The following is a 13,352-nucleotide window of genomic DNA, read 5'->3' as shown; positions in this document are numbered from 1 at the left end:
TCCGAGCCGATCCCGGCTTCCAGGAGTACACCCTGATGAGCAAGCTCTCTATTCCCGTACGCACCCGTACGATCGAAAAACCGGCACGGCCCGCCCTACTCCTGCTGGCCGCCGCGGTGGCATTGCCGTGCGCCCCGGTTCGCGGCGAACTGGTCATGAACCGCCCCGCCATCCATTGCAGCCAGTCGAACCAGGCCGGCGGCCCCTGGCGTGAAGTCTCGCCGCTGACCAGTTCCTCGCAGATCGGCGATGTGCTGTTCGAGCGGGGCGCCGGGCTATTCAACAATTTCCAGCTTGGTTCGGGCGTGGGAGCAGGCATCCTCCACGAACTGGTTGCCGCTGCGCAGTGGGGCCCCAATACAGGCGTGGCCGCCGACGGCACGGCGCAGACAAACGTACCCGGCATCGGGCTACAGGTATCCGTCATGGGCGCCGACGGCGTCGAAAGACGGATCAAACCCGGCACGCTGCCCGTGGTCCTGGACAAGCGTCCTGTGTACTACGACACCGCCGGGTCCGCGTCGCAGAAAAACTCCACCGTCACCGAGTACATTCAACGCCTGGTACTGACCGACGCCGCGGCCAACCTGCCCAGCGGTGAACTGAAAGTGACGGGCGTGGACCCCAACATCACGCTGATGCTCTATGCCATCAACTACCCGCAGGGCGCGGTGAGCTACGGCGAGGCCATCCAGAACTTTCCCGTCTGGACACCGGGCATTACCGGCGTCTGCGGCAGCCTGCCGTTTTCCTACCAGGGCACCGGCGTCATCGGCATAGGCGGCGGCACGGGGGTAATCGTCCCCAACAAATGCGAGGTCGGCGCCTACCGGACGATCCCTGTCTCGCTGGGCGACCTGCCCCTCTCTCTGTTCGATACACCAGGAGCCACCTCGCCTGCCAAGGAATTCTCCATCGTGCTCACCCAATGCAGCGCCTCGGCCAAACCGACCATTACTTTTGCCGACAAGTACGGCCCCAACACCGATCCCCATGTGCTGAACCTGAAGCCCGGGTCTGAAGCCGCCGAGGGCATAGGCATCGCCATGATCAACGATACCGGCAAGGTCCCGGTCCGTTTCGGCGCCGCGTATGACATGCAGCGCGTCGGCGACCAGGCCGTCCTGACGCTGCGGGCCCACTACATCCGAACGGCGCCGGTCGACGGAGCGGTCAAGGCCGGCATCGCCGACGGCAGCGCGGAGTTCACCTTCGAATTTCCCTGAGACCAGGGCGCCTCATGCCAACAGGGCCATGGACGCGCGCGCCCATGGCCCTGTTCATGCACTGTCCATCAACGCTCGACGATGCCGTAGTTCAAGCCCACCGGCGGCACCAGGGATGCCAGCCCCAACGTGCTGTTGGCGCGCATCACCCCGTAGTTCGCACCGGCCAGTCCGCCATAGGTATGCTGAAGAGAGTTGGCGAAATTCACCTTGCCGCTCGCGCTGGAATAGGAAATCGCGCCCTGGTTGAGACCCGCGATGCCACCCAGGTAAGCCTGGCCGGCGCCTCCCACCTCACCGGCGGAAGACGACTGCAGGACCTCCCCCATGTCGCCGTTCTCTCCCACCACGCCGCCAACGCGGCTGCTGAAGCCACCGTAGACATTGCCGTTGGCCATCGCGGAAACGATCAAGCCCTGATTGGCCCCGACCAGCCCTCCGGCCGCGCTGTTCTTCCCGGCCGTCACGTTGCCGCTGGCGTTGACCGTTCCCAGCGTCCCGGTGTTGTAGCCGACCAACCCGCCGGCGTATCCGTAGTCTCCACCCGCAACCTTGCCGCGGGCTACGGAGGCCTCTATCGTGCCGCTGTTGTAGCCGGCCAGACCGCCGGCCCGGCCTCCATTCCGGTTGTAGCCGGCCTTGACCTCGCCACCCGCCTCCGCCGTATCGATGCGTCCATCGTTGGCGCCGACCAGGCCGCCCACATTGACGCCATAGGCGGCCGTCACATCCCCCCCGGCCTTGACATCCAGCAGCAGGCCGCCGCCGCTGTTGCGTCCTGCGAAACCGCCGGTGGAGCCGCCGCCCTCGGCACTGACGCCACCTTCCGCGGCCGAGCCCGAAATGGTCCCGCTATTCACCCCCACCAGGCCTCCGGTGTATGCGCTGCTGCCGTTCTGCACCCGCCCGGTCGCAACCGAGCGCTCGATGTCGCCGCCCAGGTTGCTGCCCACCAGCCCGCCAACATTGAGGCCTGCGCCGGTGGCCTGCGTGTTCGCGTGGCTGGACGCGTCCGCAACCAAGCCGCGATTCACGCCAACCAGACCGCCCATGCCGCCCAGCTCATCGCGCTGCATCGCGCCCGATACGACATTGCGCGAGACGCTACGCGTAATGACGCCGCGGCTCGCCGCGGAATTCAGATTTTCACCTGCCAGCCCGCCTATGGCGATCGTGTGCGAACCTGCATATACGCTGCCTGCAACGGTGGCGCGGTCGATACTGCCGCCGGCGTTGGTGCCCACCAGACCGCCCACCACGTTACGGTGATACGAACTGCCCTTCACGGACATTCCGGCCGTGGACACATTGACGATCTGGCCAGAATTGCGGCCCACCAGCGCGCCCACCGACATGGATGCCGCGCCGGTGGCCGGCGCATTGACAGTCATCGACGCCAGGTTGACATTGCTGATGCTGCCGGACGACGCGGCGAACAAGCCCACGTTGGGACCGGCGCCGCTGACCGAATAGCCGCCGAGCGTATTGCCCAGACCGTCGAACGTGCCGGAAAAGATGCCATACGGACCGCCTATCGCCTGGATCGAACCGCGTCCGCTCAGGTTGTTGCCCAACACGTACAAGCCGCTCAGATTGCGGTCGATGTCCTGCAGCTGGGCGAGGTTCTGGATCACCGCGTAACGCTGGCCATGGGCGCTGAACGACGCGCCTGCGCCGGACAGCGTGATCGCCGCCCCCTCGCCCAGCACATGGCCTCCCGGCGCCTGCATGGACAGGGCGCCATTGACGCCGCTAATGGCAGTCTTGCCGGCAAGCGCGATTTCCCCGCCGGCGGACATGGCGATGGCAGCGTTCTGGCCGGTTGCGGCCAGGTCTCCGTTGACCGCGATATCACCCGCCGCAACCAAGCCGAGCGCGTTGCCGCTGTGCCACGCTATCGGGCCATTGAGCGCGACGTCACCCGCAGCGCCTTCCAGCACGATGTTGGTGGCCGCGAGGTTGCTGGCGACGGTGTCCGCGTGCACCGTGACGTTTGCCGCCGTGGCGTTAGCGCCCACCGTCACCTCTGACGACGCGATGCGCCAGGTTCCGCTATCGCCGTTCAGCGCCCGCGCATCGACCTCGGCGCCTAGCCGCACGGCCACCTGCTGCCCGCGTATCTCTACCTCGCCGCCGTTGCCATGCGAGGCAAGCGCGCTGGCATTCATCTTGCCCGCAGCCACCACCAGACCGTCACCGCCGCCGTCCAACGTGATCTTGCCGCCTTGACCCTGCAGCGTCTTCGCTTCGATGATGCCCTGACTGTTGACCACCGTGCGCAAGGCCGCTCCCGCGGCGCTGGCCGTCATCAGCACCTGCCCGCCGTCGGCGCTCAGCATGCCGCCATTCTCGGCCAGGGCGGACAGCGCGGCGCCATCCATCCGCAGATCGAGCAAGCCATTGCCGTCGAAGTTCACGGTGAACTCTCCGCCGGCCGCCAGCGCGATCCGCCCCAGCCGCGCCCGGATCACCCCCTGATTGCTGACCTTGGCGCCCAGCAGCGCGACGCTGCCGCGGTCGCGCGCGGCAATCACGCCCTGGTTCAGCACGGAGGCCTCCGATGACCCGGTGAAGCGATAGTTGCCCGCGTTGAAATCGGCGTCGGAAAGCTGCTTGGTCGAGGCGACCAGTCCGCCCACGTTGACCTCCGCGCCCTTGCCGAAAACAATACCGTTGGGGTTGACGAGGAAAACCTGACCGTTGGCGTCCATGCGCCCCAGGATGGAACTGGGCGACAGGCCATTCACACGGTTCAGCGCGATCGAGCCGCTGCCGGGCTGGTTGAAGGTGATGCGTTCGTCCGCGCCGATACTGAAGCTGTTCCAGTCGATGATCAGCTTTTGCGTATGCTGATTGATCGACACCTGTTTCTGGTCCAGCGTGGCGTGGATATCGCCTATTCCGTTGCCGGCCGCGATTGTTCCGCCCGTCGGCGCGGCATGCGCGCAAGACAGGCCCGCCAGGCCGGCGAGGGCCAGCACGGCAACGCGGCCGCGCCTGCCGCTCCCGGCTTTTCCGCGGCGGCGCGCGGACTCGCGCGCCACGTTCCAGCGTTGTCTGGCCTCGTTCCATACCAGTGCATATGTCTTGTTCATGATTGCCTCGCAAGAATGGCGGATCCGCCGCAATGGCAGACTGCGCCGGTTAAGAAAACTGCGCGCGTGGTGCGCCCGAGTCAGAAATAGCGCGACGCCTGGAGCCAGAAGCGGGGCTCCCGGTCGGATTCCGTGGCGGGCGGCTGCCGGCCCATCGGCCAGGCGACGCTCAGGTTCACCTGATGGCCGGCGCCGTACTGCGTGACGCCGAGTCCCGCCGCAGCCAGGCCGTTGTGGTTGCGGCCGGGCGTCCAGCGGCGTTTGCTCAGGCGCACGTTGCCCCGGTCGGCGAAGGCGCTCAGTTGCCACCCGGGAGCCAGTTGGTAGCGCAGTTCGGCGCCGGCCAGCCAGCCCTCGTCGCCGCTGGCCGCGCCCAACGGATAGGCGCGCACGCCATAAGGCCCGCCCAGGCTGAATTTCTCAGAGCTGTCCAGGTTCTTCGAAGCCCACTGCGCATCCACCCGCGCGTATAGCTGTAAGCGGCCAGTGAGCTGCTGCAAGCGGCTGATCGAGAGATTGGTCCTGGCGAACCAGCCGGCGGCGCGCACTGTCTGGCGGTCCTCGCCCTCGGCCTGTGGATCGCCCAGGCGCAGCCGGCCTCGACCATGCGACAGTTGCAAGGCGGTCCGTCCGCCGCCGAACCATCCGTCCTCGCTGCTGCCGGCCAGGGCTAAAGTCCATAGCCCGATACGCTTGCGGCTGCTTACCTCGAAGAGATCCATGCTGTCGACCAAACGCTTGCGCTCGTGCTGCAATTGCAGGCGCAAGCTGGCGTGGCGCGAGCGCACCAAGGGCTGCTGGATGAACACGGTCGACACGTCGGCGCGGCCGTGCGCCCCCAGAGGGCCGAAACGCCTGCCGAGTTCGTACCGCATGCTGGACACGCCCATGCCGACGCGCGTGGACCGGGAGCCAAGTGGAAGCTGATAGGCGGCGTTGTAGTAGCGCTGGCCGCCATCACTCCCCAACAGCCGCAGATTGAGCTGGTCGCCCAGGCGCAGGGGGTTGTTGACGCCGATGCTTCCGCTCAGCCGGTACTCGCCTGTGTAGTAGCCGCCAAAATTGTCCGCGTCCAGGCTGCCGAAGACGAGCGGTCCCGCTTCGGCGTCCACCAGCAGGCTGGTGGTCCCGGTTTCCGCACCAGGCTGCAACGTACCCTTGACCGCCACGCCGGGCAGGTCGCTCAAGAGCAGCAGCGCGCGCTCCAGCTCGCCGGCCTGCACCGCCTCACCCGGACGCAAGGCGGAGAGCGCCTGCTCCAGCACGGCATCGCGGACCCGCGCGCGGTTCCGCAGGCCAATCTCGCCATACCTGCCCTCCAACACGGCGATGCGCACGATGCCCGCATCGATGGCTTGCGGCGGCAGATAGGCGCGCGCCAGCACATATCCCTGATCGTGGTAATAGGCGGTGATGCGATCAGCGGCGGCGCGCAGGTCCGGGAACGTCAGTGCCGCGCCCGTCAGATCGGCCAGCACCGCCTGCAATATCGCTGCGTCAACGGCGTGGTTGCCTTCGACATGGAACTCGAGCACCCGGACGGCGGGGCCTGCGGCCGCAACGCCGGACACGGCTGCGGGCGGCTGCGGCTCGGGCAACTGCACCTCGGGAGCCGTGTGGCCCGAAGGCATGGCGGGCAAAACCGATTGCAGGTCACGAATGGCGCGCCCCGCATCCGGGATCTGCGCCCGCAAAGCGTCCGCACACAAGGCCATGGCCAGCCCCGCGCCCAGCGCGGCCATCCGATAGCGCGCTTTCTCCCCTTTCATCACCCATCCCCCCGCTCCTTGCCGTTCTTGCACGGGAAGCGCTCGTCCCCGACCGGCTGACGCGCCGGCCATGCCGGGCGATACTCGTCCTGCCGGCAGAATACGGAGCGGACGGGCGTGGAACTGTGGGAAGACTACGAAAGCGGAGTCGTACTTCTACGATTTGGCGACCGCCCGCCGCGCAGCGCGATTGGCTGCGGTTGCGGCAAGCGCCGTACTTTAGTACTCCTCCTATTCTTTCGCGAGGACGCCGTCGGTAATATGGCTGCAAGCGGCATAGTCACAGCCGCCGCGCACATACAGCGTTTCAAACGTCTGCTTGCGAAACTTGGCGGCAATCGCCATGGACGCACGGCAGTTCCGCAGCAGGCTCTGGATGAACGGGAAAAGAAACATGTCACACGGCCGCATCCGCGTCATCATTGCCGACGACCATCCCATCGTGTCCCTGGGCGTGAGCCATGAGCTCGCGCGAGACCCGGCCATCGAAGTGATCGGCTGCGCCAGGAACTCCACGGACCTGGTGGCCCTGCTGGAAACCCAACCCTGCGACGCGGTGGTATCGGACTACGCGATGCCGGGCGGCAAGCACGGCGACGGGCTGGGGCTCATTGGATTTCTGCGGCGACGCTACCCGGCGCTGCGAGTGGCCGTGCTCACCATGGTCGAGCATCCCACGCTGCTGCGGGCGCTGCTGGCCGAAAAGAACCTCTGCATCCTCAGCAAGGCGGATTCAACGCGCCATATCGCCGAAGCGATACACGCGATGAGCCGCGGCCGGACCTACTATTCGCCGACCGTGAAGGACATGATCATCCGCGAATCCCTCTCGGCGCAACAGCCACGGTTGACGCGGCGAGAGGCAGAGATCATCCGTCTGTTTTGCGCGGGCGCCACCATTACCGAGATATCGCAGATCTCCAGCCGCAGCGTGCAGACGGTCAGTTCCCAGAAGCGCAGCGCGATGAGAAAGCTGGGCATCGAACGCGACGCGGACCTGATCCGTTACGGCTGCGCTGCCCTGCCAATGACCGACGTGACGCTACCCGAAGCGGAGGATGAGAATGCGGTTGAATCTCCGGCGGCGGCTGCGCTTGCCTCTTGTTCAATGTCGACACGCTGAACGCGACCGAGCCCGAGTGGCAGCCGCTTGATCCATGTCAAAACCGCCGGTACGCCTTTGCGCCACGCCTGTCGGAAAAATGTTCAAGTAACTGCGCCCGCCCCCCCCTGAAACCTGCAGCGCCCCCATCCACGACCGCATGCCGGCGCCGCCTGACACGCATCCCCCGCGCCTTGATTCGACTACGCCACCGCCTGAGCCCCTCGCGGCTCGACACCGTGACGCGCTTTCGCCGCTATCAGCGCTGGCAGAGCCTGGGCGGCGGCGTGCTGATCACGGTCGCGGTGCTGCTGACCTTCGCCCTGGAAGCCAAGACCACCGCCGAAAAATATCTGGAGTACGTGCGCCAATCGTTCGTGGCCGAACACGCCGTGCTCATGAAGGAAATCTATACGCGCGAGAACGCCTTCCGCATCAGCCAGGCAAGCGCGGAGCTGATGTGGCGGGAAGCGGCGCCCTTTGATGCCGCCCAGATAGCAAAGTACCGCAGCCGGGGCGAAGAGCTGCTGGTGGAGTCCGACGAGGATTCCCGCTCTCAATGGATATTGGGTTCGGGCGGCGGCCGGGTGACGAACGGTGCGACAGGAAAGTTCTTCAATCTGGCCGAGCAGATCGGCCGCATTCCCTCAGGCGGGCCCGCAGCCCATGACAACTCGCTGGCCTCGTTCTTCTTTGGCGTCAATGGCAGCATCGCCGGCCTGGTTCCTGCCCCCGATGCAGCGGTCCGCCAGCGGATCCTGGCGGACCGCGACCGCTACCTCGCCCTGCTGACCGGCGAAGTCAGCCGGCGCATGCTGATCGCCACCGATGCCGGCACCGACACATGGCGCTCCTTGCGCTGGATCCCTCCCGTCGCCAATCCGATCACGGGCAAGCAGGTATTCCGCATCGGTGGAACCATACTGGACAAGGGCGTGCCCGTCGCCGTGCTGGTGACGGAGTATTCCCCCCTGCAACCCGGCGCTTCGCAGGCAGTGAACCGGCAGGCGGGCGACTTCGCCATCATGTCCGCCAGCGGCCAACTCATCGCTGCATCGCCGGGCGCCGGTGCCGGCGACGCTCAGGAAATGGCTCCGGCCGCCGACCTCGCCGATATTCCTGCCGGAACGCGCCAGGAAAGGACGCGCTCTGGCCAGTTTTCGATTTCGGAAGGATTGGGGCCCACGGACTGGGTGCTGGTCTTTACGCTGGACTGGAGCAGCATCGTCAATGCCATAAGCGCACAGCTGACCACGCCCGCGATCATGACTGCAACCACGCTGGCGTTGATATGGGCGCTGCTGCTCTACTTCGAGCTGCGCGTGGTCCGACCCTTGATGAACCGTTCCAGGCTGGCGCTGGAGAGCGAGCATCTCAACCGCACGCTCATCGAGACGGCTCCCGTGGGCCTGGGCCTGATCGACGCTGCCAGCGGCAGTCCGCTGCTGCACAGCCCGGCCATGGAGAAGATGACCGCGCGCGTGGGCGTGGGAAAATTCAGCCTTTCGGCAGAGCTGGCCAATCGTTATCGGCGGCGCGCCAGCGCGCCCACAGGGAAGCGCGACACGGATGTGGTCGAGGAAGACCTCTCGTTCGTGGCCCGCGATGGCACTCCCGTCACCTTGTCGGTCAGCATGGCAGGCGCGCGCTACCGCGGGTCGAACGTGGTCGTGGCGGCGTTCATCGACGTCACCGAAAAATACCAGCTAGCCCACCGCCTGCGCGAAGCCAAGGCCGCCGCGGACCGCGGCAATGCCGCCAAGTCGGCCTTCCTGGCGGCGATGAGCCATGAAATACGCACGCCGCTGCACGCCATCCTGGGACACCTGGAGCTGCTCTCGCGCTCGCGCCTGGCGCCGGTCCAGCGCAACCGTCTCGAAACCGTGCGGGCGTCCTCGGGACTGCTGCTCGCCACGATCAGCGATGTGCTGGACTTCTCCAAGATCGAGGCCGGCGAACTCAGCCTGGAGCAGGCGGAGTTCGACCTGCTCGAAGTCACCTCGCACGCTCTGTCCATGTTCGCGCCCCAGGCCCAGGCCAAAGGACTGGCCTTGCTGGGCGATCTGGGCGCTGCGCTCAGGCAGCCAATGCGAGGGGATGCCACCCGGCTGGGACAGGTCATTCACAACCTGCTCTCCAATGCCATCAAGTTCACCGACCAAGGCAAGGTGGTACTGCGTACCCGGACCGACGCGGCCGGCATTGCCGTCGAGGTCGAGGACACTGGCATAGGCATGACGGAAGAACAGGCGCAGAGTGTCTTTCGCGCTTTCAGCCAGGCCGACGCGACCATAGGCCGGCGCTATGGCGGCACGGGCCTGGGGCTGACCCTGTGTTGCCGGTTGGTGGAGGCAATGGGCGGCTCCCTGTCCGTGCGCAGCGAACCTGGAAGCGGCAGCCTGTTCGCGTTCTCCTTGCCGCTGGGCATCGAAGCCCGCGAGGCCGACAGGCCATGGTTCGCCGGCGAGCAGGTGTTGCTGCTGGCCGCGCGCGACAACTGCCGTCACCGCCTGGAAGCCATCCTGCGGACCTGGGGACTGCGCGTCAACGCCCGCCGTCATCCATCCGAACTGGACGAAGACATGCTGGACGAAGCGACGGCCCTCATCATCTGGGGCGACAAGATCGACTGGCAGCCGGAGGACGAAGACAGATTGCTGGACGAATCTTCATGGGTGATCGATTGCGGCATGCTGGGGCCCGCCACGCCGCAGGACACGGGACGCAAGCTCAGCGTTTCCATGTACGGGCTGCATGGCCTGGCTTCGGCCCTGCGGCATGTGCTGCAGGACACGCCTCTCTCTACCGCGGCGTCCACGCCCGCACCGCGGCATTCGGTCCGTTCGTTGCGGGTGCTGGTGGCCGAAGACAACGCCGCCAACCGCGGCCTGTTCGAAGAACAGTTCAAACTGCTGGGCTGTGAAGTCGATCTGGCGGAGGGAGGCGCGCAGGCTTGCGCGCTGCTGGCATCGCAGCGCTATGACGTGCTGGTCACCGATCTCGCGATGCCCGGCATGGACGGCTACGCGCTGGCCCGACAGGCCCGATCCATGCGGCCGGACATGCCCGTCATCGCTGCCACGGCCTGCGTGACGAAGCACGAGCGGCAGCGCTGCGGCAAAGCCGGCATCGCGCGGGTGCTGACCAAGCCCCTGCCGCTAGCCGAACTCGAACTCGCCTTGCTGGACGTGTGCGGACAAACCGGACCCGGCCCGCGGCAAGCCCCGGAGGCGGCCGACAACGGTCCGCAGGCCTTGACCGGCGGACGCGCCTTTCCCCCGGCGCTGCTGCGCACGCTGGAGCAATCTTGCTCGCAGTCCCTGGACACCATCAAACGCGCTGCCGTCGACGAGGACAGCGGCCGCCTGCGCGGCGAACTGCACGCCTTGCGTGGCATGCTGGCCATTTTCCGCCTGCCCGCGCTGGCCGAACAGTGCGCTCAGCTGGATACCCGCCTGAACCAGCCAGGCGTGCGCGGATCGGCAGACGCGGTGGCGCGCATCTGCGACGACGTGCTCGCCGCAGTGAAAAGCGCCGTGGCCATGCCTGATGCCCAGCCGGCCACCGAGCAGGCTTGACCCCTTCTTGCGCCGCGCGTTCAAGCGATACCCGATGCCGGCACGCGCGCCGGCAATTGGTCCGCGGGCCGGGTTGCGAGCATGGCGGCCAGTTCCCGCCGCTTCGCGGCATGACCCGGATCATCGAAGAGATTGTCCATCTCGTCCGGATCTTCCGTCAGGCAATACATCTCACCCGCGCCGCTGCCCAGTTCGACGGTCAGCTTCCAGTCGCGCGTGCGCACGGTGCGCAGCTTCAGCTCCACGCCGCAGCGCGATGCCGCCACATCCCATTCGCTCAAGGCGAACTCGCGGGAGGCATCTCCGCCTTCCAGCAACGGGCGCAAGCTGCGGCCGTGTTGCGGCCCCAAGGCCGACGCTCCGGCGTAGTCGCAGAAGGTCGCGGCGAGGTCCAGCGTGGAAACCGGGTCTTCCACCTTTCTCCCGGCCGCGATGCCGGGGCCGCTGGCCACCATGGCCACGCGCAGCAGGCCTTCATATGGCATGGGCCCCTTGAGCATCAGTCCGTGGTCGCCCAGCCATTCGCCGTGGTCTGAGGTGAAGATCACGATGGTGTCCTGATCCAGACCGTACTCGCTCAGCGCCTTCATGATGCGCCCCACCTGATGGTCCGCCAGCGAGATCATGCCGTAGTAGTTGGCGATGATCCGGCGCAGCGCCTCGTCCGATTGGGTCGGCATGCGCGAGAAATTCTGCCGCACCGCCTGCACTTCGGCATTGCCCATGGGCTTGCTCTCCATGCTGGCCCTGTGCCACCAAGGCCGGCGATCGTAGTCGGTGACGCGATGGCGCGGCAGATCGACCTCGTCGGGATGGTGCAGGCGCGACCAGGGCTCGGGGCAATCGAAGGGGTGATGGGGATCGGGGAACGAGGCCCACAGGCAGAACGGCCGGTCGCGATGCTCGCGCAGGTAGTCGATGGTGCGATCGCCGATCCAGGCGGAGTTGTGCCAGGCTGCGGGCAAGGCGGAATTGAAGGTCTGCGGCGCGCCGCTGGCCGGCCCCAGGTCGGTCTCGTACAGCTGGTTGCGCAGTTCGCCCAAGCCGTCGCCGTAGTGCCAGCGCGAATGGTTCAGGCCGCCGGGCAACGGCGTGGGCAGCCAATAGTTGTGGCCCTCCACCACCAGCTCCACATGCTTGAAGCCCATGTACGGCCCCGCCCAGTCCGGTCCCATGCCAGCCTCGCTGTACTGGCATTCGGGCCGTCCGGTGGCCTGGAAGGTATGGTGCGTGGAGAAATGCGCCTTGCCGATGAAGCCCGTGTCGTAGCCGGCAGCGGCAAGGCTGCCGGCAAAGCCTGCCTCGCCGGCGCGCAGATCCAGGTCGATGCCGTTGTCACAGACGCCATGCGTCAGTGGCAGCAGGCCGGTCAGCATGGAGGCGCGCGAAGGCTGGCAGACGACGTTGGGCGTTATGCAGGCCGCGAAATGCGTGCCCGTGCTCGCCAGCAGGTCGATGTGCGGCGTCTTGACCCGGCGTCCCGCAAAGCCCAGGCAGTCGCCGCGATGCTGGTCGGTCGTGATGAGAAGAATGTTGGGGCGTTTCATTGCTGCTTGCTGGTGGCGGTCTTGATGTCGGAAAGCACGGGCGCGAGAACACGGGTGTCATGGGCGATGCGTTCGCTCAAGCCCAACCCGTCCTGATCGCCCACGATCATGCCCTGGGCCTGCATCTTGTCCCGGACCTCTGGACTCTTCAGGACGGTGGCCACGGCGCGCTGCAAATCGGCCAGCACCGGCGCAGGCGTGCGCACCGGCGCGAACAGGCCGAACCAGCTATAGAACGTGAAGTCCTTCACTTCGTCCTTCACCATCGGCAGGTCGGGCGCGCCCGCGATGGGCGCGGCTCCCGCATTGGCCAGCCCCTGCACCTTGCCGGCGTTGATCTGCGGCACGGCCGTGCTGGCGACGATGAACATCAGATCGACCTGGCTGCCCATCACGCCGACAAAGCCCTGGGGCGCGGCCTTGTACGGCACATGCTTGAGCGAGATGCCGGCCGCGTGCTCGAACAGTGCCATCGCCAAATGGTGAGTCGAACCCGGGCCGCCGCTGGCGTAGGTGATGGCGTCAGGGCGCGCGCGCGCCTGCTCCAGCAGTTCACGCAAGGACTTGAATGGCGCTGTAGGCGCCGCCACCAACACGTATTGCAGGGTCGCCAGCGTCGCGACGGGCGCGAAATCCTCGGTGCGATACGGCACGTCCTGCATCAGGTAAGGCACTGCCGTGAACGAGGCGTCCGGCCCCAGCAGCAGCGTGTAGCCATCAGGCTTGGCGCGCGCCACGGCCTGGGCGCCGATGACGCCGGCGCCGCCCGCGCGGTTTTCCACGATGACGGGAACGCCCCATTGTTTGGACATTTCCGCGGCGACCAGGCGTCCGACCACGTCGGCCGCGCCGCCGGGCACCGAGGGCACCACCAGCGTGACGGGGCGGTCCGGATAGGCCGCGGCCGCCGCCAGTGGAACAGCCAGAGGTACGGCCAGGCTCAGGGCGGCCAGGGCGCCGCGCGCAAGTTTCAGCATGATTGTCTCCATCCTGCGGCTCGCCTCATTCGCGGACGGCTCGCTGGCAATCATCTTC

7 protein-coding genes are annotated in these 13,352 nt (G+C 66.7%); 3 read left to right on the top strand and 4 right to left on the bottom strand.

Annotated elements, in window-relative coordinates:
* The first annotated feature begins 35 nt into the window (after positions 1 to 35).
* Positions 36 to 1,226 carry a fimbrial protein gene (locus ACZ5YA_RS24610; protein WP_464091350.1) on the top strand — a complete coding sequence of 397 codons (1,191 nt, stop codon included), beginning with the start codon at positions 36 to 38 and terminating at the stop codon, positions 1,224 to 1,226.
* Positions 1,227 to 1,294: 68 nt separating this feature from the next.
* Here the strand turns inward: ACZ5YA_RS24610 and ACZ5YA_RS24605 are convergent, their stop codons facing one another.
* Both ACZ5YA_RS24605 and ACZ5YA_RS24600 read right to left on the bottom strand, forming a co-directional pair.
* Positions 1,295 to 4,321 carry a two-partner secretion domain-containing protein gene (locus tag ACZ5YA_RS24605; protein ID WP_464091349.1) on the bottom strand — a complete coding sequence of 1,009 codons (3,027 nt, stop codon included), beginning with the start codon at positions 4,319 to 4,321 and terminating at the stop codon, positions 1,295 to 1,297.
* Between the two features lie 80 nt (positions 4,322 to 4,401).
* Positions 4,402 to 6,090, bottom strand: coding sequence for a ShlB/FhaC/HecB family hemolysin secretion/activation protein (locus tag ACZ5YA_RS24600; protein WP_464091348.1), 1,689 nt, complete (start codon positions 6,088 to 6,090; stop codon positions 4,402 to 4,404).
* 343 nt (positions 6,091 to 6,433) lie between these two features.
* Here ACZ5YA_RS24600 and ACZ5YA_RS24595 point away from each other — a divergent pair, with 343 nt between their 5' ends.
* Positions 6,434 to 7,213, top strand: coding sequence for a response regulator (locus ACZ5YA_RS24595; protein ID WP_306634452.1), 780 nt, complete (start codon positions 6,434 to 6,436; stop codon positions 7,211 to 7,213).
* A 173-nt stretch (positions 7,214 to 7,386) separates the two neighbouring features.
* Positions 7,387 to 10,770, top strand: coding sequence for a hybrid sensor histidine kinase/response regulator (locus ACZ5YA_RS24590; RefSeq protein ID WP_464091347.1), 3,384 nt, complete (start codon positions 7,387 to 7,389; stop codon positions 10,768 to 10,770).
* 20 nt (positions 10,771 to 10,790) lie between these two features.
* Here the strand turns inward: ACZ5YA_RS24590 and ACZ5YA_RS24585 are convergent, their stop codons facing one another.
* Positions 10,791 to 12,317: a sulfatase-like hydrolase/transferase gene (locus tag ACZ5YA_RS24585; RefSeq protein WP_464091346.1), complete on the bottom strand. Its 1,527-nt coding sequence runs from the start codon at positions 12,315 to 12,317 to the stop codon at positions 10,791 to 10,793.
* On the bottom strand, positions 12,314 to 13,294 hold the full coding sequence (locus ACZ5YA_RS24580) for a tripartite tricarboxylate transporter substrate binding protein (protein WP_464091345.1): 981 nt from the start codon (positions 13,292 to 13,294) through the stop codon (positions 12,314 to 12,316). The genes ACZ5YA_RS24585 and ACZ5YA_RS24580 overlap by 4 nt, the downstream gene beginning before the upstream one ends.
* Between the last annotated feature and the right edge of the window lie 58 nt (positions 13,295 to 13,352).

The organism is Achromobacter sp. JCM 18799 (genome assembly GCF_055395645.1).
The sequence above is the reverse complement of the archived record's forward strand: the minus strand, read 5'-3'. Positions and strand labels throughout refer to the sequence as shown.